General features: G+C 63.1%; 26 protein-coding genes and 1 pseudogene. 13 read left to right on the plus strand and 14 right to left on the minus strand.

All coding sequences use genetic code 11. From position 1 onward, the window contains the following. Positions 1 to 173 precede the first annotated feature (173 nt). From ACFVSJ_RS10335 to ACFVSJ_RS10345, 3 genes are read right to left on the minus strand one after another with little or no spacing between them, the layout of a single operon-like run. Positions 174 to 557, minus strand: a complete 384-nt coding sequence (locus tag ACFVSJ_RS10335; protein WP_387436558.1) for an antibiotic biosynthesis monooxygenase family protein — start codon at positions 555 to 557, stop codon at positions 174 to 176. A gap of 24 nt (positions 558 to 581) precedes the next feature. Beyond that, a complete protein-coding gene (locus ACFVSJ_RS10340; RefSeq protein WP_387436560.1) occupies positions 582 to 1,742 on the minus strand; it encodes a PucR family transcriptional regulator in 1,161 nt (386 codons plus the stop codon). A 22-nt stretch (positions 1,743 to 1,764) separates the two neighbouring features. Continuing rightward, positions 1,765 to 2,454 (minus strand): GntR family transcriptional regulator, encoded by a 690-nt coding sequence (locus tag ACFVSJ_RS10345; RefSeq protein ID WP_387436562.1) that lies wholly within the window; start codon positions 2,452 to 2,454, stop codon positions 1,765 to 1,767. Between the two features lie 194 nt (positions 2,455 to 2,648). Between ACFVSJ_RS10345 and ACFVSJ_RS10350 the strand changes: the two genes are divergently transcribed. From ACFVSJ_RS10350 to ACFVSJ_RS10375, 6 genes and pseudogenes are all read left to right on the plus strand, one after another. Further along, entirely contained in the window at positions 2,649 to 4,115 is a 1,467-nt protein-coding gene (locus tag ACFVSJ_RS10350) for an amino acid permease (RefSeq protein WP_387436564.1), read from the plus strand. Beyond that, a complete protein-coding gene (locus tag ACFVSJ_RS10355) occupies positions 4,108 to 4,368 on the plus strand; it encodes a hypothetical protein (RefSeq protein ID WP_387436712.1) in 261 nt (86 codons plus the stop codon). The genes ACFVSJ_RS10350 and ACFVSJ_RS10355 overlap by 8 nt, the downstream gene beginning before the upstream one ends. Next, positions 4,355 to 4,513: pseudogene (locus ACFVSJ_RS10360) on the plus strand (pyridoxal 5'-phosphate synthase lyase subunit PdxS); the annotation flags it as partial. The gene ACFVSJ_RS10355 and the pseudogene ACFVSJ_RS10360, both read left to right, overlap by 14 nt. Before the next feature lie 96 nt (positions 4,514 to 4,609). Beyond that, positions 4,610 to 5,218: a TetR/AcrR family transcriptional regulator gene (locus ACFVSJ_RS10365; RefSeq protein ID WP_387436566.1), complete on the plus strand. Its 609-nt coding sequence runs from the start codon at positions 4,610 to 4,612 to the stop codon at positions 5,216 to 5,218. Then, positions 5,215 to 6,192 (plus strand): DMT family transporter, encoded by a 978-nt coding sequence (locus ACFVSJ_RS10370; RefSeq protein ID WP_387436568.1) that lies wholly within the window; start codon positions 5,215 to 5,217, stop codon positions 6,190 to 6,192. The genes ACFVSJ_RS10365 and ACFVSJ_RS10370 overlap by 4 nt, the downstream gene beginning before the upstream one ends. Continuing rightward, positions 6,189 to 6,956, plus strand: coding sequence for an SDR family NAD(P)-dependent oxidoreductase (locus ACFVSJ_RS10375; protein WP_387436570.1), 768 nt, complete (start codon positions 6,189 to 6,191; stop codon positions 6,954 to 6,956). The genes ACFVSJ_RS10370 and ACFVSJ_RS10375 overlap by 4 nt, the downstream gene beginning before the upstream one ends. A gap of 222 nt (positions 6,957 to 7,178) precedes the next feature. On the opposite strand, the gene ACFVSJ_RS10380 is transcribed toward ACFVSJ_RS10375, so the two are convergent. The 5 genes from ACFVSJ_RS10380 to ACFVSJ_RS10400 form a co-directional block, all read right to left on the minus strand. After that, on the minus strand, positions 7,179 to 7,430 hold the full coding sequence (locus ACFVSJ_RS10380) for a hypothetical protein (protein WP_387436572.1): 252 nt from the start codon (positions 7,428 to 7,430) through the stop codon (positions 7,179 to 7,181). A gap of 28 nt (positions 7,431 to 7,458) precedes the next feature. Then, the gene (locus ACFVSJ_RS10385; RefSeq protein ID WP_387436706.1) at positions 7,459 to 8,223 is read right to left on the minus strand and encodes an amino acid ABC transporter ATP-binding protein; all 765 of its coding nucleotides are present in this window, start codon (positions 8,221 to 8,223) and stop codon (positions 7,459 to 7,461) included. Positions 8,224 to 8,296: 73 nt separating this feature from the next. Then, positions 8,297 to 8,950 (minus strand): amino acid ABC transporter permease, encoded by a 654-nt coding sequence (locus tag ACFVSJ_RS10390; RefSeq protein WP_387436574.1) that lies wholly within the window; start codon positions 8,948 to 8,950, stop codon positions 8,297 to 8,299. Positions 8,951 to 9,012: 62 nt separating this feature from the next. Continuing rightward, positions 9,013 to 9,816 carry a transporter substrate-binding domain-containing protein gene (locus ACFVSJ_RS10395; protein ID WP_387436576.1) on the minus strand — a complete coding sequence of 268 codons (804 nt, stop codon included), beginning with the start codon at positions 9,814 to 9,816 and terminating at the stop codon, positions 9,013 to 9,015. 296 nt (positions 9,817 to 10,112) lie between these two features. Beyond that, positions 10,113 to 10,385: a GntR family transcriptional regulator gene (locus ACFVSJ_RS10400; protein ID WP_387436579.1), complete on the minus strand. Its 273-nt coding sequence runs from the start codon at positions 10,383 to 10,385 to the stop codon at positions 10,113 to 10,115. Between the two features lie 117 nt (positions 10,386 to 10,502). Here ACFVSJ_RS10400 and ACFVSJ_RS10405 point away from each other — a divergent pair, with 117 nt between their 5' ends. Both ACFVSJ_RS10405 and ACFVSJ_RS10410 read left to right on the plus strand, forming a co-directional pair. After that, a complete protein-coding gene (locus ACFVSJ_RS10405; RefSeq protein WP_387436581.1) occupies positions 10,503 to 11,144 on the plus strand; it encodes a GntR family transcriptional regulator in 642 nt (213 codons plus the stop codon). Positions 11,145 to 11,207: 63 nt separating this feature from the next. Continuing rightward, positions 11,208 to 11,564 carry an SDR family NAD(P)-dependent oxidoreductase gene (locus tag ACFVSJ_RS10410; RefSeq protein ID WP_387436583.1) on the plus strand — a complete coding sequence of 119 codons (357 nt, stop codon included), beginning with the start codon at positions 11,208 to 11,210 and terminating at the stop codon, positions 11,562 to 11,564. Here ACFVSJ_RS10410 and ACFVSJ_RS10415 read toward each other — a convergent pair. Both ACFVSJ_RS10415 and ACFVSJ_RS10420 read right to left on the minus strand, forming a co-directional pair. After that, a complete protein-coding gene (locus ACFVSJ_RS10415) occupies positions 11,446 to 12,810 on the minus strand; it encodes an LLM class flavin-dependent oxidoreductase (RefSeq protein WP_387436585.1) in 1,365 nt (454 codons plus the stop codon). The genes ACFVSJ_RS10410 and ACFVSJ_RS10415 overlap by 119 nt on opposite strands. A gap of 76 nt (positions 12,811 to 12,886) precedes the next feature. Beyond that, positions 12,887 to 13,771, minus strand: coding sequence for a MetQ/NlpA family ABC transporter substrate-binding protein (locus tag ACFVSJ_RS10420; protein ID WP_387436587.1), 885 nt, complete (start codon positions 13,769 to 13,771; stop codon positions 12,887 to 12,889). 217 nt (positions 13,772 to 13,988) lie between these two features. Between ACFVSJ_RS10420 and ACFVSJ_RS10425 the strand changes: the two genes are divergently transcribed. The 5 genes from ACFVSJ_RS10425 (at position 13,989) to ACFVSJ_RS10445 (ending at position 19,200) form a co-directional block, all read left to right on the plus strand. Continuing rightward, the gene (locus ACFVSJ_RS10425) at positions 13,989 to 15,092 is read left to right on the plus strand and encodes a methionine ABC transporter ATP-binding protein (protein WP_387436589.1); all 1,104 of its coding nucleotides are present in this window, start codon (positions 13,989 to 13,991) and stop codon (positions 15,090 to 15,092) included. Next, complete coding sequence (locus tag ACFVSJ_RS10430) at positions 15,089 to 15,751, plus strand: methionine ABC transporter permease (protein ID WP_387436591.1); 663 nt, start codon at positions 15,089 to 15,091, stop codon at positions 15,749 to 15,751. The genes ACFVSJ_RS10425 and ACFVSJ_RS10430 overlap by 4 nt, the downstream gene beginning before the upstream one ends. A gap of 18 nt (positions 15,752 to 15,769) precedes the next feature. Then, the gene (locus ACFVSJ_RS10435) at positions 15,770 to 16,948 is read left to right on the plus strand and encodes an LLM class flavin-dependent oxidoreductase (protein WP_387436594.1); all 1,179 of its coding nucleotides are present in this window, start codon (positions 15,770 to 15,772) and stop codon (positions 16,946 to 16,948) included. 120 nt (positions 16,949 to 17,068) lie between these two features. Beyond that, entirely contained in the window at positions 17,069 to 18,100 is a 1,032-nt protein-coding gene (locus ACFVSJ_RS10440; RefSeq protein ID WP_387436596.1) for a RimK family alpha-L-glutamate ligase, read from the plus strand. After that, positions 18,097 to 19,200 (plus strand): acyl-CoA dehydrogenase family protein, encoded by a 1,104-nt coding sequence (locus tag ACFVSJ_RS10445; protein WP_387436598.1) that lies wholly within the window; start codon positions 18,097 to 18,099, stop codon positions 19,198 to 19,200. Before ACFVSJ_RS10440 ends, ACFVSJ_RS10445 begins: the two co-directional genes overlap by 4 nt. Positions 19,201 to 19,212: 12 nt before the next feature. On the opposite strand, the gene ACFVSJ_RS10450 is transcribed toward ACFVSJ_RS10445, so the two are convergent. From ACFVSJ_RS10450 to ACFVSJ_RS10465, 4 genes are read right to left on the minus strand one after another with little or no spacing between them, the layout of a single operon-like run. Continuing rightward, positions 19,213 to 20,490, minus strand: coding sequence for an NtaA/DmoA family FMN-dependent monooxygenase (locus ACFVSJ_RS10450; protein ID WP_387436600.1), 1,278 nt, complete (start codon positions 20,488 to 20,490; stop codon positions 19,213 to 19,215). Beyond that, on the minus strand, positions 20,483 to 21,355 hold the full coding sequence (locus ACFVSJ_RS10455; protein WP_387436602.1) for a hypothetical protein: 873 nt from the start codon (positions 21,353 to 21,355) through the stop codon (positions 20,483 to 20,485). The genes ACFVSJ_RS10450 and ACFVSJ_RS10455 overlap by 8 nt, the downstream gene beginning before the upstream one ends. Beyond that, a complete protein-coding gene (locus ACFVSJ_RS10460; protein ID WP_387436604.1) occupies positions 21,352 to 23,052 on the minus strand; it encodes a dipeptide ABC transporter ATP-binding protein in 1,701 nt (566 codons plus the stop codon). The genes ACFVSJ_RS10455 and ACFVSJ_RS10460 overlap by 4 nt, the downstream gene beginning before the upstream one ends. Further along, positions 23,049 to 23,888, minus strand: coding sequence for an ABC transporter permease (locus tag ACFVSJ_RS10465; RefSeq protein ID WP_387436606.1), 840 nt, complete (start codon positions 23,886 to 23,888; stop codon positions 23,049 to 23,051). The genes ACFVSJ_RS10460 and ACFVSJ_RS10465 overlap by 4 nt, the downstream gene beginning before the upstream one ends. Between the last annotated feature and the right edge of the window lie 5 nt (positions 23,889 to 23,893).

The raw sequence follows: 23,893 nt of genomic DNA on the forward strand, positions 1-23,893 counted from the left end.
GGTCGCTTTCGGCTTTTGTCGGATTGTTGACTAAAGCCTATGACCGGGGTCACGTTGGAACTATGGACGCGGGGTCAGTGTTCATCGCCGCTGGTTCAACTGCCGTTCAAGTATCGTTCCGACTACCGTTCAATCTGTGCGCGCGCCCGGGCCACTGCCGGAGAGACCAGTGTTCAGGGCTGAGCGGTGTCTACCTCTGCGCGGATCCTGACGGAAACGGGTCGTCCGCCGAAGAGCACCGAGAAATCCACGCTCCTGAAGGCATCATCCGTTTCCTTGCTCCAGCCAGTGATGGAGTCGCCACCATCGAGGAGCGGCATCATGCCGGCAATGAGGATCTTACGCTCCGGCGCCTTCAACCAACCGTCGTAGGCATCCTGCGAGTCCCAAAGGGAGACGACAGCGACAGTGGTGGCATTCTCTGCGGGATGGGCAAGCTCTCCCACCCGCAGTCCATAGGGCACTGCAGCGCCAATGACGTCATGGTCGAGGTAGTAGGCGACGAGCGCGTCCAAGGATTCCGGGGCAGGACGCAACAACAGGTACGTGCAGATCATGGTCTTCTTATCTTCCAGCAGCGGCTAGTGGGCATGATGCCATTTGGGTGCCCGCAGGAGCTTGAGGGCCTCCAGGGAGAGCTGAATCGTCAGCCGGTCTTTGCCGGACTCCAGGTCCAGGCCCGTGGCGTCCTCAAATTTGCGGAGGCGGTAGTACAGGGTGCCTCGGTGGATGTGGAGGCTGTCGGCGACGAGGTCGGGTTTGCGCCCGTGGTCCAGGTAGTGGTCAACGGTTTCGAGAAGTTCGCTTTCCGACCAGAGGGAGGCGATTGCCGAGGGCACGGCGTCTTCAAGGATGTCCGGATCCTGAAGGGCCAGGACCTTGATGGGACTCAGCTCAGCCCAGCGGACGGCGATGCCGCGAGCAGGTTCCATGGCGGTGGCAGTGCGCAATGCTCCGAGAGCTTGCCGGTAGGAAAGTGGGAGGCCGGTCGGTTCCTCGACCGGTCTGCCAGCTCCAATGACAGGCGCCGGGCAGCAGGGGATGAGGTCGGCAAGGGCATCCGGGTCCAGAGTTGAGTCGCCGGCAAGGAGAAACACGTGATGATCCTCGAACGCGCATTCGATGGTGAGTGCCCCTACGGACCGTTCCCCGCGCTGTACTTGCGCTTTGGGGCTTCTCTCAATCTTGTGCACGGCGGCGTCCACGGACGTCGCGGCCGCGATCATCCACTCGTGGACCCGACTGTCGAGCTGGTCCCAAAGTTCCTTGGTGGCCGCGGCCTGGTCGGTGCCATGCCCGGTCAGGACCCGGCGGAGCCTGTCCTTGGCCAGGCGGGCCGACTCCTCGGAATCGACCATGATGCGTGCGATGTCCGCGGCCTGCTCGGCTACGGCCTCGAGGGTTTCTGAATCGCAGATGGCTTCCGGATCAAGGATCGCCAGGTAGCCGAGGATGACGCCGCCCGAATGCACCGGTACCACCCACCGGGACATGGCTTCCTTCGTCGGTATACCGGGAACGAACGTCGGCTCCAGGGAACCACCCACCCCTGCCTTCCGGAACCACCTGACAACCCATTCTTCGGTGCCACGGCTAAGGAGGGATTTGGAGCGCACGGTGTCGATGATGAGCCCGGAGTGGGGACTGAAAACGATGGAGTCCAGATCGGGTGTTGTCAGGGAGACCGGTAGTCCTACCCGTCGGGCGACCTCGTTGACCCGTCGCTGAAGATCATCGAACATGATGCATCACTGCCTGGACTCTCTAGGCAGTCTGGAGACTGGCGTTTGAAGGCTTCTCAGTCAGTAGGCGGGCCAGGGCGTCGTCCTTGTGGGCGTCGAGCAGTTTCATCAACTCGTTCGCGTCGCCGGTGCTGAGTGCCTCGGCGATGTGACGGTGTTCAGCGACCCTGACCGATTCGTCCAAGTAGCGGCCCTCCAGCCGGTTCAGGCACATTCGGGTCTCGGTCAGGAGGGTGCCGTGCATGCGCGACAGCCGTGGACTGGCTGCCATCTCGACGAGGCGTTCATGGAAGGCGACATCTGCCGCTGACATGGCCTCGGAGTTGTTTTTCTTACGGGCGGCTTCCATAGCGTCCACCTTGAGCAGCAGTTCCTTGCCGGCCAGGGCGTGGTCGCCGGTGACGAGGATCCCGGCCGCAGCCTTTTCCACGGCCGTGCGTGCTTCGTAAATGTCTCGGATGTCTTCCTGTCCGAATTCAACGACGAAGACACCCCTGTTGCGGATGCTGACCAGCAGCCCTTCCTGCGTCAGCCGCTGGATGGCTTCGCGGATGGGACCGCGGCTGACGCCGAGGGCACTGGCAATTTCCATCTCCACCAGCTGGGCGCCGGGGGCCATGGAGCCCTTGCTGATGTGCTCTCGCAGTTGGGCAGCGATCAGCGCAGGAGTGGACTCCTGGCTGATGGGCTGGAAGCCTTCGGTACGTTTCATGAGGTTCCTCGAATATCGAAGTATCGGACGATTGTCAACAATCGTACTGCTCACAGCGATAAACGGCTAGTGCCAATTCTCTGATTGTTGACAATCCTACGTTCTGTAGACCAGAATCCTTGTTACCCACGTCACCGCCGCCTGGCGCCCACTGCAGTGCCCCAAGGCAGGCAAACCACTAACTCGGGAGCTTCATGTCAAGTCCTGTGCGCTATTCCGTGCTCAGCCGTAAACCCATCGATGAGGTCGGAGAGGAGGATGGTCACGGTTCCGGACTCAACAAGGCTTTGGGCCTGTGGCAACTGACCGCCATTGGCGTCGGAGGCATCATCGGTGTCGGCATCTTCACGCTGGCTGGCGTCGTGGCCCGCGGTGATGCAGTCAATCCGGCTGTTGGGCCAGCGGTTGTCATCTCCTTCCTCATGGCCGGGCTTGCCAGCGCTGCCGCCGCCCTGTCCTACGCCGAGTTTGCCGGGATGATTCCGCGCGCCGGATCCGCCTACACCTATGGCTATGTCGCCCTGGGTGAGATTGTCGGATGGTTCATTGGATGGGACCTTCTGCTCGAGTACACTGCGATCGTTTCGGTCGTCGCTATTGGCATATCCGGCTACTTCTCAGCGTTCCTCGGCGGCATCGGCATCGAACTGCCGGCAGCCCTCGCCTACGCCCACACCCCGGAAACCCCCGACGGCATCATTAACTTACCTGCGATCCTGACCTGCCTGCTGGTCACGTGGATCCTCAGCCGCGGCTCCAAGAGCTTTGGACGCTTCGAACTTATCGCCGTTGGCCTGAAAATCATTGTGGTCCTGGCCATCATCGGGATCGGCATCTTCCATATCCACACCGAAAACTTCGTGCCCTTCATGCCAAACGGTTTCGAGCCGGCCATGGCAGGAGCGGCCACGGTCTTTTTCGCCGTCTTCGGCTACGACGCCATGAGCACCGCCGCCGAAGAAGCAGTCGACGGCAAAAAACACATGCCCAAAGCAATTCTGCTCTCCCTGGCCATCGCCATGGCCCTGTACGTCCTGGCGACTCTCGTGCTGACCGGCATGCAGAAATACACGGCAATCAACCCGCAAAGCGCCTTCGCCTCGGCCTTTGACTCGGTCGGCATGCCGACGATCGCCACCATCATCTCCGCATTCGCCGTCGTCTCCATCCTCACTGTCATGCTCACCTTCATGCTCGGCGTCACTCGCGTCTGGTTCTCCATGAGCCGCGACGGCTTGCTCCCGGGCTGGTTCGCCAAGACCGACCGCAAACGCGGCGTGCCGCTGCGTGTCACCTGGATCGCCGGCATCGCCTCGGCTCTCCTGGCCGGAGTCTTCCCCATCCGCCTGGTCGCCGACTTGACCAACATCGGCATCCTCGCTGCCTTCGTGGTCGTATGCGCCGCCGTCATCGTCCTGCGAAAATCCCGCCCGGACACACCCCGCACCTTCCGCATCCCCTTCATGCCGATCGTCCCGATCTTCGGCCTGCTCGCCTCCGGTTTCCTGATGCTGCAGCTGCACTGGGACACCTGGGTCCGCTTCGGCGGCTGGCTCATCATCGGGCTCATCGTCTACTGGTTCTACGGACGCAAAAACTCCCTCCTGAACCCCAACAGCCCTCGCCGGCTCGCCCTGCGTGAACGGCAAGAAGTTGGCTAAGAGCGACCAGGACATGAGGCCACGCGGCGGAACGCGCCTGATGCGGCGCGACGACAGGCTCGCCGAAACCGGCAGCCACTGTCCAACCTCCGGAATCTGGGAATCCATCCCGGAACCGCTGGTCCGCATTACGCTTCATCGCGGTGACCTGATTCCGCCACTGAACGGTGCTGCCGTTCAGTGGCGGATCCTGCCCCAGCCCACCGCCTCCAACCGCGTTAACACCACGGATTCCGGCCGGTCGCATGCGTAAGGTCCGTGCCGAGATCGCCAAGCAGTCGTCCCTGCCCGAGGACGAGCTGTACGTCGCGGCGAAGGAGTTGCAGGCCCCGTACGAGCTGGTGAAAGAAGTTGCCGCGACGGGCAAGCTCCCTGTGGTGCTGTTCGCCGCTGGTGGTAGCGATGTCCGCCCATCCCGGAGGGGAACCCGATGCGCCTTCCTGTCGGTTCTCAGAGTAATTAGGTAGACTGGTCTAACTAATAAGGATGGTGCCATGAATACAACCAAGACTCACGACGCCAAGGCTTCCGGACGCAGACGTCCCGCCAGAGAGAAGCTGCTGCAATCCGCATCGAAGCTCTTCTACGCAGATGGGCTTGCCTCCACCGGCATAGACGCCGTGACGGCAGACGCTGGAGTAGCCAAGATGAGCCTCTATAACAACTTTGCTTCCAAGGCCGAGCTTGTGGCCGCCTACCTGAACGAACGTCACGAGGAATGGTTGGGGCTCTATCGGCGCCGGCGGGACGCCGCCCAGACGCCCATCGATCGGCTGCTGGCGGTCTTTGACGCTTATACCGACCACGCACACTTCGAATACGAGCGTGGCTTCCGCGGCTGCGGGCTACTGAATGCCGCCGCCGAACTTCCTGTAGGGGACCCCGGCCGGCGAATCGTGAAGGTTCATAAGGAAGAGGTTGAGGGCCTCCTGGCCGGCCATCTGACAGAAATTGCTCCGCACCGTGGTGCGCGGAACGCCGCAACCGCACGGCAGCTTTCCTTCCTGCTCGAAGGGGCCATGGCGAGGGCAGGGCTGGAAGGCAATGATGTGTGCTTGGCGGAGGCGCGGAGCATGGCAAAGGACTTGGTGGCCGCGCTGTGACCGCGATTCAGTCCACCCGCTGGGGCGGGCCGGCAGTCATCACGACGGCGACGCTCTGGGGAACCACGGGAGTTGCGGCAGTGCTTATTCCGCAGGAGAATCCCGTGGCGGTAGGAGCAGCCAGCGTCGGTGTTGGAGGTATGATCCTGGGGCTGATTTCCCTGAAGGCTGTGCTCAAGTCCTTCAGGACCCGCGGCGCCCCACGGTACATCCTGCTCGGGGCCTTGGGGCTGATGATGTACATGCCCCTGTTCTACGTTTCGGTGTCCCTGACCGGCGCCGCCTTGGGGACCATCATTTCCATTGGCTCAGGTCCGCTCTTCGCGGGCCTGCTCGAGTGGGTTGTGGACGGCAAGCGAGTCACCATCGTCTGGACCTCTGCGATGCTGGTTACAGTCACGGGGGCAGGAATTCTGCTGGCCGCCCGCGAAGACCATGGCACCGGCGATGCAGGCGGCTTGGTTCCAGGCATCGTAGCGGGCCTCGTCGCAGGCATAACCTATGCGCTTTACGCCTTTGCGACCCGCCGGCTCATTCAGCCATGCGCCAGCCGTCCCGACGGAATGGCACATCGAACAGTCGTCGCAGCCGTTCAGGGGACCGCCGCGCTACCTATGCTTGGGCTCGTGGCCCTCACCGGTGAGAACACGTTCACGACCCCTGTTTGGGCCGTCCTCCTGTATTTGGCGGTCATTCCTACCGCGCTGGGACACACACTGTTCGCTTTCGGTCTCGGACGGATGAAAGCTTCGACCGCAACCCTCTATACGGTTCTGGAGCCCGTTGTGGCCACCGTGCTGGCGGTCCTCATCATCGGAGAAGCGTTCCGGCCCGAGGGGTGGTTCGGTTTCCCGCTCGTCATTGCGGGACTGGTTTTGGTTAATGTCGGGCCTACCGGACGTCGTCGAAAGCCGCCGTCAGCAGAAACCGCGGCGCCGGCTGTGCAGCCGGCCGGGACGAGCGCAGCCTCGTGACCACTACTCCAGAAAACGCTCCGCCTCGTACGGCGATTGTCACCGGAGCTACCTCGGGCATCGGCGAGGCCTCCGCGAGGGCCCTTTACGAGGTAGGTCACAAGGTATTACTGACGGGCCGCTCACTTGCCACCGGGGAAGCCCTCGCCGCGGACCTTGGCCCGCGTGCCCGGTTTGTGGCAGCGGACCTGACCAGTGCAAACTCAGCACAGCACGTCGTCCGCGCCGCTTACGCTTTCGGCGGCGGGCTGGACGTCCTGGTCAACAATGCCGGAATAGACCACACCGGTGACCTGCTCACAACACCCATGGACACCGTACGGGCTGTTTTTGAGACCAACACCTTTGCATCCTTGGCGATGCTGCAGGCAGCAGGTGCACTCATGAAGAAACGGGGCGGTGGATCGATTATCAACATCACCTCCCGGCTGGCCTCCATTGGAGTCCCATCCATGTCTATCTACGCAGCGTCCAAAGGAGCCGTACTCGCCCTCACAAGATCCGCAGCCGTGGAACTCGCCCCCTACAACATCAGGGTCAACGCGGTCGCACCCGGAATGACCAGGACACCCTTGTTCGAAGCCTGGGCGGCAGAACAAAGTGACCCGGCCGGGGCCGCCCGAAGTGCCGCAGCCGGAATACCCCTGGGCCGTCTAGCCGAAGCCCGCGACGTCGCCAGCGCTGTGGTCTATCTGGCCTCGGACGCTGCCGCGTACCTGACCGGAATCTCGCTGCCGGTCGACGGCGGCTACACCGCCACCTGAAGAGCCCAAGCCGCCAGGCAGGTGAAATTGCCCCATGAACAGAGGAAAGACCCACGATCAAATTTGCAGACTTCCAAAAAGTTGACATCCGGGTCGGCGAATTCGTCAAAGCCGGGAAAGCAGTGCCTGTCGGCGGCCAGCTGTATTAGGGGCCGAACGGGCCACACAAAGAATGCCCTGAGCACGAAACTTCTCGTGTACAGGGCATTCTTTGCGTGGCTCCTACGCGATGGAGTTGGCGAGAGGGCCGGCTGCGATCTGCGGCGGTTCCCAGGACTCCATGGTCGTTCCGAAAGGAACCTCAGCCGAGACAGATGCCGTGTAGGTTCCCACGGCAGAGCGGACAACCTGGATCCCTGCCCTCTCTGCGATCGCTGCCGGCATCAACTGCCGTACTGCTCCATCAAGCAGCCCGTTGAGGTCCTGACCGGGCTCGACGGTCAACTGCAATGTTCTAAGGGGGAGGGCGTCCATCATCGTTCCTTCATTTCAGTACTATCCCTTACGCTGACGGGTTGGGCAGCACGCCCGAGCGACTCAACAGAGCCCGTGTTTTAGCGTGGGTGGGCTGCGTGAAAATGACCTCGGGCGGCCCCTGTTCGACGATGACGCCTTGGTCCATGACAACGATGCGGTCTGCGATGTCGCGGGCGAACTGCATCTCGTGGGTGACGATCACCATGGTGGTGCCTTGTTGGGCGATCTTCTTAATGACGGTGAGAACCTCGCCGACCAGTTCGGGATCCAAGGCCGAGGTGGGTTCGTCGAACAGCATGACGCTGGGTTCCATGGCCAGGGCGCGGGCTATGGCGACGCGCTGTTTCTGCCCTCCGGAGAGGCGGCTGGGGTAGTTGTCCGCCCTGTCCGCGAGTCCGACGAGGCGAAGCTGGGGGAGGGCGACTTCGCGGGCCTCTTTGGCGGTCATTCCTTTGACGTCGCGCAAGGGCGCCATCACGTTGCCGAGGGCGGTCTTGTTCAGGAACAGGTTGAAGTGTTGGAAAACCATGCCGACGTCGGTGCGCTTTTTGGCTGTGATGGAAGGTTTCTCGCTGACCAGTTTTCCGCCGCGGTCCTCGTACCCGATCATGTGGCCGTTGACGAGGATCCGGCCTCCTTCGATGGTCTCGAGTTTGTTGATGCATCGCAGAAGGGTGCTCTTTCCCGAGCCGCTGGAACCCAAAATGACGACGGTTTCTCCGCGGCGGATGTCCAGGTCGACGCCTTTGAGTACCTCAAGGCGCCGCTCGACCGGACGCTTGGAGGTCATTTTCTGCCAGAGTGTGGCTTTGGATCCGATGACGTAGGTTTTGTGCACGTCGTTGATGTTGATGACTGTTGGTTCAGGCATTGGCGCGAACCTTCCTTTCGAGTACAACCACGGCCCTGGAAAGGGGAAGGCTGATGATCAGGTACATGAGGGCTGCGGCAGTGTAGATTTCCGTGGTCTGGAAGGTCTGGCTGTTGATCATGTTCGCAGTTTTGAGGATTTCGGCGACTGCGATCACGGAGGTCAGGGCCGTGTCTTTGATCAAGGAGATGAAGTAATTGCCGATCGGGGCCATGGAGACCACGAACGACTGTGGGATGACCACTTTCCACAAGGTGCTTGTCGGTGTATATCCCAGGGAGAGGGCGGCCTCGGTCTGGCCGTGCTCCACGGACAGGATTGCCGAGCGGAACACCTCGGAGAGGTAAGCCGCATAGTTCAGGCCCAGGCCGAGGATTCCGGCGGGCACGGGCTGGATCTCGACGCCAAGGCTTGGCAGGACAAAGAAGATGTACACCAGTTGCACGAGCAATGGCGTGCCTCGCATGACTTCAACGAAGGTGGTGGCGATGGCTTTGAGTGGGGCCGAGTTGGAAAGCCGTGCCAGGGCAATGAGCAAGCCAAGAACAAGGGCCAGTGCCATGGCGCCGAAGGCCAGTTGCAGGACGACAGGGACGGCCGAGATCAACTGCGGGAACACGGAGAGCGTACGGGTAATGAAATCCATTGGTGATCCAGATCTGTTGGTTGCTGGGGTGGCCGGCGTCGTTGCTGGCCACCCCAGGCGGACTACTTGGCTGCGTTGGCTTCGCCGAGGCCGTACTTCTTGAGGATCTCCAGGTACTGCGGAGACTTCTTCAACTCCGTAAGGCCTGCGTTCAGGTCGGCGAGCAGTTGGGTGTCTTCCTTGCGCACCCCGGCGCCGATGATGCCTTGGAAGTGTGGTTCGTAAGGGGCAACGAGCTTGATCTTGGAGTTGGGCTTTTGGACCAAGCTGTAGCCGATGACCGCGGAGTCGGTGAACGCGGCGTCGACCTGGCCGTTCTCGACGGCGGTGATGAGGGCTGCTTGGGTGTCGACGAACTTTACGTCACTGCCGCCAAGGGTTTTGACCCATTCGCCGTACACGGTGCCGGTTTGCGCGCCGATGACCTTGCCTTTGACATCTTCCTTGGAGGCAAGGGTAGAGCCTGCGGGCACAATCATTCCTTCGGGCTGCAGATACAGCGGGTCGGTGAAATTGACTTGTTCTTTGCGCTTGTCCGTGATGAACATGCCATCGACAATGATGTCGGCCTTTTTGGCGTTCAAGGCCGGGATCAAGGTGGCGAAGTCGGTGACGAACGTTTTGATCTCCCAGCCTTTGGATTCGGCGACCGCCCGGAGCATCTCCCCGTCCAGACCGGCAAGCTTGCTGCTGGCCGGATCAGTGAACGCAAAGGGGGCTTCCTCACCAATGCCGATGGTGATGGTCTTCTTGCCTCCGGCGGGAGATGCGGTGGAAGCCCCGCTGCAAGAGGACAGGGCCAGTGCAGCCGCGACGGCTGCCGCGGAGAGGACGGTGCGGCGGGTCGCCTGGGTGGTGAATTTCATGGAGTGCCTTCCGGTGTGATGGATGAAACGGTGTGCGGGGTTTCTGGGCAGCACGAATCAGCCCGTCCGCCTCGCGGCGCAACGACCTATGAGAGGACGCAACGAGTCAGCCCCGAACGAGGATTCGTTGGGGACATGATGGGGCGCAACGAGGAGCGTTGTGCAGGGGAGTGGCTGCCTGTAACGGCAGCGAAGGGATCGAATCTGGGCTGAGGCTCTGACCCGGGACGTCCCGGGGAACTGGCAGGGGGTTAGGTGCGAAGCATGTTTTCACCGATTCGCTGGCTGAGGAACGTCTACAAGCTGCTGAGCCTTCGAACGCGGAAGATGTCCGCAACGTCCTCCGGAGTGAACTTGCGGACGCTGGCACTCTTACCGCTTTCCCGCACCAGGGAACCGTCGGTGATCAGCGCCTGAACCGCCACCCGAGCCGTGGGTGGTGCCACCCCGAGCTGCTGAGCGACGTGGGTGTCTCTGACTTCCGCTCCTGCGGGGTAGTCGCCGGCCAGGAGGCTGCGCTCCAAGCACGAGCGGACAGAGTCCGCAACGGTTACTGTGTCGATGGTCACACCGAAACTGTATAACAGCTATACCGAAAAACCTAGATTTTGTAGGAAAGTAGATTGTTTACGATTTACAATCATGATAAGTTGCGATCACAAGGCTGTCTGCAGGAAGGAAATTTGATGCAAGATCCGGCGGGTATTGCACCCATGACCCCGCAGTCGACCTCCATAAAAATCGCGGCCCAACTCCGCGAACGAATCGTCGATGGCTACTTCGCGCCCGGCCAGCAAATCAACGAAACGCACGTCTCCACCCAGCTGAACCTCTCCCGCGGCCCCCTTCGTGAAGCCCTGCAGCGGCTGAGCCAGGAAGGCCTGCTTGTCAGCAAGCCAAACCGCGGCGTGTTCGTCGTCGAACTCACGCCCGAGGATGTAGTTGAGATATACGGGGTGCGCGAGATCCTCGAACTCGGCGCGGCCGAGCTGATAATTGCCCGACCCGCTCCACAGCGGAGGCGGGTAGCAGACAAGCTCCTGTCCATTGCCTCCAAGCTTTCCGACGCGGCAGAAAAAGGTGACTGGGCGCGCGTGCGGAGGCTGGATCTTGAATTCCACACCAACCTTGTCGCAGCGCCCGGCAACTCACGCCTGCTTCGTGCCTACGCAACTTTGGCCACCGAATCAATGATCTGCATGACCAACCTCCAGCAGGCCTACCCAACTCCGCACTCAGTAACCCACCATGCTGTGATGGCAGACCTGATCGCCGTGGGCGCCATGGATGAGTTGAGGGCGGCATTCCACCGTCACCTCACCGTTTAGTTGGTTGACGCAACGAAATGGCTGCCGGGCCTCAGCCTTCGCATAAATGTTCGATATTGAGGAGTGTTCAACAGCTCCCGCGAAGCCGCCCGGCACATGAGCACACAAGGCAACGGGGGAGTGATCATCAACATCACCTCCACCGCCGGCTTCACCGGAACCGCACCCGGGCTCTCCGCATACGTCGGGTCCAAGCACGCTGTCCAAGGCATGACCAAACAGATGGCCCTCGAGTTTGCTCCCCTGGGGATCCGGGTCCTGGGAGTGGTGCCAACCAAGCGTCCAGTTTCGACGACGCCGGTCAGCTGGCCCGGCGGGCGGCGACGGTCTCCTGTGGGGAAACCAGGCCGAGGTGCGATTTCAGCGTGCTGCCCGTGTATTCGGTGCGGGCCAGGCCGCGCTCCTGGAGGATCGGAATGACCAGGGTGGTGAAGCGCTCCAGGTCCTGGGGGAGGAGGGAGAACATGAGGTTGAAGCCGTCGGCGGCTCCTTCGGCATGCCATCGCTCCAGGGAATCGGCGACGTGTTCGGGGCTGCCGATGAAGTCGTAGTTCCGCTTGTCTCCGGTGAGGATGGAGTAGAGATCCTTGAGGGTCACCTCGTGTTCGCGTCCCCGGATCTGTTCTCCTGCAGAGCGGAAGTCGGTGCGCGGGTTGGCGATTCCGGGAATGCCGGACTGGGCCACGGTGGCGTCCGGGCCGAGGCCTGTGAAGTCGATATGAGCTGCGAAGTACTCCTGGAGGAAGTCCAGGACCTGCTGATCGGTGATCAGGTCATCCAGTTCGCGGATGCGTTCAAGCGCTTCCTTCCGGTTGTCGGCGACGATGGGGGAGATGGCCTGGTAGACGAAGAGCTCGTCCGGGTTCCTGCCTAAGGCCGCTGCCTGGGCCCGTACTGAATCCCGGTAACGCCGGGCCTGCGGGATATCCGGGTGGCTGGCGAACAGCGCGTTGGCGAAACGGGCACCCAGTCGCTGACCCGGCCCGGACGTACCGGCCTGCGCCAGGAGTGGGGAGTGCTGTGGGGACGGGGCGATGTTGAGCGGGCCGGCCACTTTGAAGAATTCGCCCTCGTGGTTGAGGCGGTTGAGCTTGCGGCGGTCGAAGAACTTCCCCAGTGCCTTGTCATAGACGAAGGCCTCCTGGTCCCAGGAGTTCCAGAGCCCTCGGGTGACCTCCACGAACTCCTCGGCCCGGCGGTAACGCAGACTGTGGTCCAGGTGCTCCTTCGCGCCGTAGTTGCCCGCAGTGCTGTTGGTCAGGTCCCGCGTGGTGACGATATTCCAGCCAACCCTGCCGCCGCTGATGTGGTCCGCCGTGAGCGCCGCGCGGGCGAAGTTATAGGGCTGGTCGTAGGAGGTTGACGAGGTGGCGATCAGGCCGATCCTGTCCGTGACTGCACCTAGGGCCGTCACCAGGCCAATGGGGTCGAAGCGGTTGAGGATACCCGGATTCGACGTCTCGTCGATAGCCAGGGAATCGCCCAGGAAGATGGCATCGAACTTTGCGTCCTCCGCAGTCTTTGCCAGCTTCGCTTGGTGGGCGAAGTCAATGCTTGCCTGCGGGAAGGCCGTTTCGTGGCGCCATGATGCCAAGTGGATCCCCGTTCCAACGAGGTAGGCGAAGAAATGGATCTGCTGGCGTTCTCGTGCAAGGTGCTGGTTCATTGCTCTTTTGTTCCCGGGTCATGAAATGGCCGAGGGGCGGCTGGCTGTGTGGCGCAGCGGGCCGCCCCTCGGACAACTACTTGGTCTTCTTGATGGCTGCTTCTTCGGCGGTGAGGACTTCCTGCAGTTTGGCTGCTGTCCAGTCGGCCTTGAACTGCAGGTTGCCGTCGTTGAGCTTGGTCACCGAGGCCTCAACTTCCGGCGTGTGGTAGGCGTCCACGATCTTCTTCCAGGTGGGATCGTCCTTGCGGTCAGCCTTCACTACGAAACCATTGATGTACGGAGCCAAGGACTCCGAGTTGAGGTCTTCCTTGAAGATGATCTTGTCGTCGCCCAGTCCGCCCTTCTGCGCCTGCGTGTTGTTGACGACGGCGGCTTCCGTGGTGCCCTTGAGCGCGTTGACGGTCTGGTTGCTGTCCACGGGGACCACCTTGATCTTGCTGGAGGTGATCTCAGCCGGCGTGGAAAGCGAGTTGCCGCCATCCTTGAGTTGGAGCAGACCTGCGGTCTGCAGGTTCAGGAGTGCGCGGGCTTGGTTGGTGGGGTTGTTCGGGATGGCAACCTCTGCGTCGGCCGGAAGCTCGCTGACGGACTTGTACTTCTCCGAGTAGAGCGCCAGTGGGTAGACGGCGGTGGCACCAACGGGGACCAGGGTGCCGTTGCTGTTGACGTTGAACTGGGACAGGTACTTCAGGTGCTGGAACAAGTTGATGTCCACCTGGCCCTGCTGGGTGGCGGTGTTGATCTGCGCGCCGTCAGTGAAGTTCTTCACCTCCAGGTCGATGCCCTGGTCCTTGAGCTTGTTCTTCAGGATGGTCCAGTGTTCCTCGGCACCGTCGTCCACACCGATCACCACCTTGGAGTTTCCAGCGTTCGAAGGGCCTCCCGCAGCACCCCCGCACGCTGACAACGACAGGGCGGCGATCAGGCCGACGGCGGCGACTAACAGGCGGTTCTTCATGATGCTTCTCCGTACAAAGGTTGATGCGAATGGAAGGTACGGGTTGTTCCCCCTGGCTCACGCTAGGCAGTTGCCGGCACCGGAATCGAGCGCGGCCGCAACACTTCGACGCCTGCCGTCAAGGAATGAAACCGCAGGTCACAGGGGGTCACTGCGTTCGATCCGGGAGTGCTGTCGCTGTTGGAATGGGGTCCCAATCAAACCTAAGGAGGCTCCGTTGAGCGCCATAGTCTCCCTGCGCGGAGTCAGCAAACAGTTCCCGGTTTCCGCAGGCCGCACCGTGAACAAAGGCACCCAGCCGGTCCGCGCCGTCGACTCCGTAACGCTGGATATCGAAGAGGGCACTGTTGTTGGCATCGTCGGCTACTCCGGCGCCGGCAAGTCCACCCTGGTAAGGCTGCTCAACGGCCTGGAACGACCCACCGAGGGGCAAGTCTTTGTCAAAGGTCAAGACATCTCATCCCTGCCCGAGAGCCAGTTGCGGAAGGTCCGGTCCGGAATCGGCATGATCTTCCAGCAGTTCAATCTGCTGAAGTCCCGCACCGTGTTCGGGAACGTCGCCTACCCGTTGAAGGTTGCCGGCTGGCCCAAGGAGAAGATCCAGCCTCGAGTGGAGGAACTGCTCGAATTCGTGGGTATCGCTGACAAGGCACGCACGTATCCGCGGCGACTATCCGGTGGCCAGCAGCAGCGCGTCGGAATCGCCCGCGCATTGGCCAACGCGCCGGACATCCTCCTGGCCGACGAAGCCACGAGCGCCCTCGACCCCGAAACCACCCGGGACGTCCTGCGCCTGCTACGTCGTATCAACAAGGAACTCGGCACCACCGTGGTGGTCATTACCCACGAAATGAACGTGGTCCGGGAGATCTGCGACACCGTGGTGATGATGGAATCCGGGCGTGTGGTGGAGTCCGGGCCCACCTACTCCGTGTTCGCCGACCCCCAGAGCCCCTCCACGCAGCGCTTCGTGTCCACCGCGGTCCACGGAACGCCGGAACCCGACACCGTCATCCGGCTCTCCGCTGCGCACCCCGGGTTGTTGGTGTCCGTCGGGATATCCGAAGCCGCACCCACTCCTTTGGTCGCAGCCGTCTTCGAGCGGCACGGCGTCTCTACCAGCGTGGTGTTCGGCGGTGTTACAGAAATCCAGAACCGTATCCTGGGCACCCTCACCTACGAGCTCACTGGCAGCGACGCATCGATTGACGCGGCGCTGGCCGAACTGGGCGACGTCACCGCCGTCGAACGTCAACTCCCGACGGCGGCACCCACCGAAAGTGCCGTCCCGCACCTGGCCCCTGTTGGAGAGAAGCCATGACCACCGACTGGACCACCCTCCTGCCCGTCCTGGGCGAATCCTTCCAGCAGACCATCTACATGGTGGTCATCACCGTGCTGCTCAGCGGCCTGGCCGGGTTGACGCTCGGCGTGACCCTGTACGCCACGCGGCCCGGGAACCTGTTCGCCAACAAGGCCGTGTTCACGGTGCTCAATTTCCTGGTCAACATCATCAGGCCCATCCCCTTCATCATCTTCATCACGGCGATTGCTCCGCTGACCCTGATCATCATGGGAACCACTATCGGAACCACCGCGGCGATTTTGCCCATGGCCCTGATGGCCGGTGTCGTGATCGGTCGGGTTGTGGAGCAGAACCTCGTGGCGTCCGATCCCGGTGTGGTGGAAGCTGCCCGGGCCATGGGCGATAGCCGCCTGCACATCCTGTGGGCTGTGGTGATTCCCGAGTCCCTGGCCCCGCTGATCCTCGGCTACACGTTCATGATCATCGCGATCGTGGACATGTCCGCCATGGCCGGGTACATCGGCGGCGGTGGCTTGGGCAACTTCGCCATCATGTACGGCTACCAGCAGTTCAACTGGGAAGTCACGCTGGTCACGGTGCTCATCATCATTGTCATGGTCCAGGCCGCGCAGTTGCTCGGCAACTACCTGGCGCAGCGCATCCTCCGCCGCTAAGACTTTTGGAGATTTCTTATGCCTATCGAATTCCTCGGCATGGGTGCCGGTAACGACTCCACGGAGACCTCGCCGGCCACCACGGCCTTCTTCGACCCTGGGTACGCGGCCCGCATCGCCAGGATCCACGAGGACAACAACTGGGACCACGTGCTCTTCGCGTACAACTCGGCAACCCAGGATCCAGCCGTGCATGCCACATGGGTTGCCGCTCACACTGAACGGATCAAGCTGCGGCTGGCACACCGGCCCAACGTGTCCCACCCGACGTTCGCCGCGCGGTCCTTCCTGACTTTGGACCACATCGCGCAGGGCCGGTTGACGGTGCACTTCATCACCGGCGGAAGCCAGGCGGACCAGGCGCGCGAGGGCGACTTCCTGGCGAAGGACTCCCGGTATGGACGGACGCAAGAGTACATCCGGATTGTTCGCCGGGCGTGGGCCGGGGGTTCGTTTGACTGGGACGGGCAGCACTACCGCTTTGAGAACTTCGCCTCAGGACTGGAGTCGTTTGAAGGCAAGCGCCCGGGAATTTCTTTTGGAGGATCCTCCGAGGCCGCGTGGTCAGTGGGTGCTGCCGAGGCAGACATCTACGCCTTGTTCGGTGAACCCCTGGCCGATGCCGCTTCACAGCAACAACAGATACTGGCACGGGCTGCCGCGTTGGGGCGTACTGAGCCACTGCGTTGGCAGATTGCGTTCCGACCCATCGTGGCCGCGACCGATGAGCTGGCGTGGGAGAAGGCGCGTTCGATCCTGGGCACCTTTCAGGCCCGTCGCTCTGCGGGGGAGGTGATCGATCCCGTCCGCCACTACGCTGCGAAGCCCGAAGCCGCTGGAACCCAGCGGCTCCTCGCCGCCGCCGAGCGCGGCGACCTGCACGACCGTGCCCTGTGGACGGCCCTGGCCAAAGCCGCTGGTGGTGGAGGTGGAAGTGCGACGGCGTTGGTCGGCAGTTATGACACGGTCACCCAAGCAATCCTCGATTACCACGACCTTGGTTTTGAGATCTTCGGTTTGCGCGGCTACGACTTCGTTCCGGATGCCATTGAGTTCGGCCGGCATGTCATTCCGCAGCTGAAGCAGGAAGTAGCGCACAGGGAACGCGGTTTGGCTCCCGACGACCTCCGCGCCGCCCAGGCAGCGGCCCGCGCCCGACTGGCGCTTGTGCCGCGTGGGTTACATTGCGCCAGATGATCGGCCATGACGCCGCCGCGGCCCAGGGGTGACGTCCCTTGAAGAAGCATGTCCCTCGGATGGAAAGGGGCAACTGCATCTGCATAGTCTCAAATAAACAAACCGGCGAAAGGCAAGTCCGTGACATTGATCCACATCCTCCATGAGAACGAAGACTGGCTCCCGCCACTCCATGCAGCCTTGGATGCTGCCGGATTGCCGTATCAGGACTGGTCCCTCGCGAGCGGTTCCATCGATCTGCTGGCAGCGCCGCCCGAGGGCATCTTTTGGTCCAGGCTCAGCGCTTCGTCCCATACGCGCGGTCACGGGGCAGCCAAGGATTACGCCCGGACGGTGCTTCGGTGGTTGGAGGTGGCCGGCAGGCGGGTAGTGAACGGCAGCCGGGTGGTAGAGCTTGAGGTGAACAAAGCCGCCCAATATGTGGCGCTTACCGCTGCGGGTTTTGAGGTGCCGCGGACCATCGCGGTGATCGGCACAGAGCATCTGAAGCGGCGTGCCAGGGAACTGCCAACCCCCTTTATCACCAAGCACAACCAAGGCGGTAAGGGCCTGGGCGTTCGACGGTTCGATTCGTACCAGGACTTTGACACCTATGTGGACGGTCCGGACTTTGAAGAGCCAGCCGATGGCATTACGTTGCTGCAGGAATTCATCACCAGCGCGGAGCCGTTCATCACGCGGGCCGAGTTCGTGGGTGGCGAGTTTGTCTACGCAGTCAAGGTGGACACGTCGGCAGGCAACTTTGAGCTTTGCCCTGCTGAGGCCTGCGCCGTTCCGGCACCCGGGGACGCAGCGGGCGGAGCCGGTACGCAAGGTTTCGCTCCGGCCGTGTGCGAGGTTCCGTCGCCGGTCCCCGAAGAAGCGAGGACGGCGAGCGCCGCACCCCTCTTCCAAAAACGCAACGACGTCGATGCGAAGCACCCGCTGATCATCCGGCTGCGCGAGTTCCTGGCGGGGCAGGGCGTGGAGGTGGCCGGTGTCGAATTCTTTGAGACCGCGGACGGCCGCCTGATCCCGTACGACATCAACACGAACACCAACTACAACCCGGACGTCGAAGCCACCACAGGCCACGCCGCGGCCAGCGCGTTGGCGGCCTTTCTGGGGCAGGAGCTGCAACACCGCTATGCGGAGGCCGCGGCTCTGCGATGAGCGTCCACACCGAAACCCCGGACGCCGATGAACGGGCAGGAAACCCACGGGTCAGTGCAGTGGAGCTGGTCCGCTCCGTGGAGGACCTCGCCGGACAGGTACTGCGTCCCGCGATGCTGGACACCGACCGGGGCAGCGTTCCGGCAAGCCACGTCAACCTGCTCAGGCAAGTGGGAGCGCTCAACCACACAGCCTCGAAGCGGTTCGGGGGAGCAGGCCTGGGAAAGGGCGATGAACGACTCATCCACGAGTACCTCGCCGGTGCATGCCTCAATACGTGGCTTGTATGGGCGCAGCACAGCGGTTTGGCGGCGCGGGTGGAGGCTGCACTCGATGGTGCCGAACCCAGCCACCCGCTGATCAGTGGGCTGCTGCGTGGGAAGCTGCTGGCAGGAGCGGCGCTCAGTGACGTCCGCCGCTACCCGAACCGGTACATCGCCGCCGAGAAGTCCGACGGCGGTTGGCGCTTCAGCGGGACAGTGTCCTGGGTGAGCGGCTGGGGACTTAACAGCGCCCTCCTGACGGCCGCCGTCGACCCTCAGCGTGGGCAGGTGGTCCTTGCGTTGGTGCCGGTGGACACGCAGCTGGTGGCGACGCCCCTGGAACTGGCCGCGTTGGGCGGCAGCCGCACCGTGCGGGTGGAATTGAAGAATGCTTGGGTTGAGGATGCGCTGGTGTTGGCCGTGGAGCCGTTGGAGTCGTGGCGGGCCAAGGACCATCAGACGGCGATTGATGCGAAGCCGCACCTTTTCGGGCTGGCGACGGCAGTACTCGCCGAACTCGGCCGCGAGCCGCACGCTCTGGCCCAGGAGACGGCAGAGGCGTGGACCGCAAGAATTACCGGGCTGCGACAAGACGCCTACGCCCTGGCGGACGCAGACGGCGACGTCGAGGAACGGTTGGCCGTCCGTGTCGAAACCGGTGAGGCCCTGACCGCCATTACTCGCGCGTTGTGGGTGGCACGGGCCGGCCGGTCCCTGGAACACGGCGACACGGCGCAGTACTACCTTCGTTCAGCGCACTTCCTCCTGGTCCAGGCCCAGACGGACGCAGTGAGGGCGGCCCAATTGACCGCCCTCACTCAACGTGCCCGGAACTGAACGTAAAGGCAGCTAAACGCCAAGGGGCACAGCAGCCCCGATCCCTTCCCGCAGCGTCGGGGCCTCGTATTCACGCTTGTGGATTCCCTTGGCCTGAAGGAGCGGAACCACTTCCTGGGCGAAGGTCACCAGGCCGTCCGGGAAGTGGTCGATCATGAGGTTGAAACCGTCGGCGGCGTAGGACTTGAACCAAACTTCGATGTCATCGGCAATCTGCTCCGGCGTACCAATGATGGTCCGGGAGCCGTAACCGCCGAAGTCCCGCAGGATTTCGCGGATGCTCCGGTGGCGGCGTTCCTGGATCCAGTCCAGGAACGTGAGCCGGTAGCCGGTGGATGTCGGGTGCGAGTCCGGATCCCACGGCTTGTCCAGGATCTCCGCGGGAATTGGCTCATCCAGTGACAAGGTCGTGGCGTCGTGGGCGATCACATTGCTGAGGGAGCGCAGGGCGTAGTCGTCCGGGATACGCGATTCGAACTCATCAAAACGGGCCCGTGCCTCGGCAACGGTACTGCCGATGACCAGCGACAAGCCCGGCGTGATGCGCGGAACGTCCCCCGCGCGCCCGGCTGCGGCAGCACGGCGTTTCAGGTCCGCGTAGTTGCTGATGGCGCGGGGCAACGTCAGTTCAACGGCAAAGACCCCTTCGGCGTGCCTTGCCGCCAGATCGCGGCCGTGTTCGCTGCCGCCGGCTTGGAACAGCACGGGGTGCCCTTGTGCCGAGGGTACGACGGCGGTGGTCCCGGCGAGCTCGTAGAACTCACCGGTGTGGTGGTACTTCCCGTCAATGGCCGCGCCCGCCCAGACTGACTTCACCGCGTCCACGAATTCCCCCGCCCGGCGGTACCGCTCCACCCGTCCGGGTGCCTCGTCGAGGCCGAAGTTCGCCGAGACCGCCTTGTTGTACGTTGTGACGATATTCCAGCCCAGGCGGCCGCCTGAGATTTCGTCGGCACTGAGCAGCCGCTCGGCCAGTTCCACGGGATCGTTGTAGGTGGTGGAAGCGGACGCGATCACTCCGACATGCTCGGTGGCGGCAGTGATGAGGGAGGCGAGCGTGATCGGCTCCAACGGGTTGCCGGGCCTGGGGTTGGGATTGTGCAGGGCGGGCTGGTCCGCGAAGAAGACCGCGTCCAGGAGCCCCTGCTCGGCAGCACGGGCCGAAGCGATCCAGTGATCGGGCGTGATCAGGGTGTGTGGACCGCCGTCGCTGAATTGCCACGCCGCTGGACGTTGCCCGAAGGACTGGAGGTTAACGTTGAGGGTGAGTTTGTCGCTGCGGTCAGGCACGGACGGCTCCAAAGGCGAGGGGTTTGTGGGACAGGTCGAAGCCGCGCGGGGGGAGCCCCAGAGCGTCGCGGAGGGTGTGCCCGGCACCAAGGGATGGGTGCCGGGTGGTGGAGGCGCCCCGGCCCAGCGCGTCGGAAAGCTCTCCTACAGTACTGACGCGGACCAACTCCGCTGCCGCTTCGCCGTCGTGCGTCAACGCGCCGTCGTACGCCAAGCCCCCGGCGGCAACAAGTCCGGGGCGACCGTCCAGCGGCAGCGACGCCCAACGCTCAATGAGCAAGGGATTGTCAATGACCACCAGGTCCACGAGTCCTTGCGCTGCTTCCAGTTCATCGGCCGTTTCTACCTGCCACAGTGAGACCGGCTCGCCTTGCGGACTGCTCGGCGTGTTGAGCGCTCCACCCACCCGGTAAACGGGTCCCGAGTGTTCCACGCGCCGGATCCCATCGGTATGGGCGTACACACCCGAGGAGGTATCCGCAACGAGGGACTCGAGCGGCCAGCTGTTCCAGAGCCCGCGGATGACGCTGATGCGTTCAGCAGTAGCCACCGCGCCTGCGCCGCCGCTCCGGAAGAAAACGCCGGTTCGGCCGCCACTGAGGTGGTCAAGGGAGAGGAAGCGACGGGCCGCGTTGTAGGGGTGGTCCCTGTAGCCGTCGGAGGCCGAAAGGACCGGCCATCCCGGCAGACGGACGGTCAGCGACGTGCCCAGCGCGACGGGATCGTGCCGGAGGGGACGTGGGTCGGCGCCCAGGACGAACGGACTGGCAGGAACGCGCGCGGACCGCAGGACTCCATACAACCCGGGATCGCCGGCTGCCAGCAGTGTGGGAAGGTCTCCTGCCAGTTCAAGGAAGGTGCTCATTCGTTTGCCTCCACGGGTGCGAAGCGGCTGCCGGGAATGGCGTCCAGGAGCGTACGCGTGTAGTCGTCTTGGGGATCGTTCAGGATGGTGCCTGCCGGGCCGCTCTCCACGATGTGTCCGTCCTTCATGACCGTGACATCGTCGGCGATGAGCCGTACGACACCGAGATCGTGGGTAACGAACACGTAGCTCAAGCCGAGTTCCGCCTGCAGGTCCACCAGGAGCTGCAGGATCTGCGCCTGCACTGAGACGTCCAGGGCACTGACTGCCTCATCGAGCACCAGGATCTTTGGGTTGAGTGCCAGCGCCCGGGCGATGGCGACGCGCTGGCGTTGGCCTCCGGATAACTGTGCCGGGAGGCGGTGCAGGTAGGAGTCGTCCAGGGATACGGCACCGAGCAGTTCGCCCACCCGCGCGTCGAGGGCTTGCTTGCCGGAAACTGCCTTGAAGGCGCGCAGAGGCTCGGCGATGAGGCGCTCAACAGTGAATCGTGGATCCAGCGAGGTGAAGGGGTTCTGGAATACGAACTGCAGGTCCCGGCGGAGTTCCTTCAACTGGGAGTGCTTCAGTCCGGTGATCTCGCGCTCGCCGAGGTGCACGGAGCCCCTGTCCGCCGTCGTGAAGCCGGCGAGGATGCCGGCAAGCGTGGATTTTCCGGCGCCGGACTCGCCAACGATCGCGTGCGTGGTTCCTTGCCGGACGTCCAGGCCCACGGAGTCCAGAGCTTTGAAGGTGCTGCCGGACCGTCCGCTACGGACGTGATAGGTCTTGGTCAGGTTCCTGGCCGTGATGACGTGTCCTGCTTCAGGCACCGCGGGAACAATGCCTGCACTGGGCGTCAGCCGGCCGGCATGGCGGGCGGGCGCCGCCTCAAGGAGCCGCTGGGTGTAGTCGCTGCGGGGGTTCTCCAGCAACTGCCGGACCGGGCCTTCCTCGACGATGCGTCCCTGCTGCATCACGAGGATCCGGTCGGAGCGGTCCAATGCGACGCCGAGATCATGCGTGACCAGGAGGATGCCGATGCCCAATTGCTGCCGGAGATTCTCCAAGTGGTCGAGGATCACCCGCTGGACCGTGACGTCCAAAGCGCTGGTGGGCTCGTCGGCCACGATGATCTTGGGCTTTCCGGCCAACGCTATGGCAATGAGGGCGCGCTGCTTCATGCCGCCGCTGAGTTCGTGCGGGTACTGGTTGAAGACCCGCTCGGCGTCCTTCAGCCCGGCTGTGCGGAGGCTTTCCAAGGCGGCGAGGCGGTGACGGTTTCGGTCCGTCGGTTCGGGCTCGTTGAAGCGCACCGCCTCCACCACTTGCTGGCCGATCCTCTTGACCGGGTTCAGCGAGGTGTTGGGATCCTGGGGGATGAATCCCACGTAGTTGCCGCGCACGCGGGCGAGCCGCTGCTCGGGCCAACGCGTCACATCCACACCTGAATAGGCGATGGAGCCCGAGCGGACGCGGGCCGACGGTGGGAGGAGTCCCAGGGCGCCCTGGATGAGCGTGGTCTTCCCGGATCCTGACTCGCCGACGAGGGTCACTACCTCGCCGGGTTTTACGTGCACGCTGGCACCCTGGACGGCAGGAGACCACGAACGGCCGCGGCCGCGGTATTCGATGGACAGGTCCGTGATGCGCAGGAGCGGTTCCACCTGCGCATCTTGTGTGGCAGCGGCAGCGGCATCGGTAACGGTGGCAGTCATCGACGGCGGTCCTTCCGGAGCGAGGTGCTGATGCGGTGGGTGGCAATCACCACGAGGGCCAGGGCGATGCCAGGCAGGATGGAGATCCAGGGGTGGACGGCGAGGTAGTCGCGTCCCTCAGCCACCAACAGGCCCCATTCAGGTTCCGGCGGTGGGGCGCCGTAACCCAGGAAGCCAAGGGATGCGACGGCAAGGATTGACGTGCCAACCTCCAGGGCGGCGAGGGCGATGACCGAGCTGAGTGCATTGGGCACCACATGCTTGACCACCACGCCGAAGCGTCCCACGCCCAGGCCGTAGGCGGCGCGGACGTAATCCTTGGTCACCACGCCGATTACCTCGGAGCGCATCACCCGGGCGAAGGAAGCGATGGAGGAGATGCCGACGGCTATGGCGATGTTGTGCGTGGAGTAACCCAGGACGGACACGATCACCATGGCCAGCAGCAGGCTGGGGATGGAGAGGAAGACGTCGATCACCCGCATGAGCGCCGAGTCCGCGAAACGCCCGAAGTATCCGGCGAGCAGGCCCACCAGCGTTCCAATGCCAAACGCAATGAGGACGGCCAGCAGGGTTGCAGTCAACGTGGTGCCGGCGCCGTAGATCGACCGTGCCAGGAGATCGCGCCCCAGGCGGTCGGTGCCGAAAGGATGTTCCAGGCTGGGCGGGGCGAAGCTCAGGGAAGAGTCGCCTTCATAAGGGCTGTAGTGCGTGAAGAGTCCGGGTGCCACGGCCCAGCCCAGCGCCACCAGGACCACGAGCCAGGCCAGTACCAGGACCGGCTGCCGAGCGGAGTCAACCACAGTGTGCAAGGGTTTCTCTAGTTGGATGGTCATGGCTG

This window comes from Paenarthrobacter sp. NPDC058040, assembly GCF_042885775.1.
GTDB lineage: Bacteria > Actinomycetota > Actinomycetes > Actinomycetales > Micrococcaceae > Arthrobacter.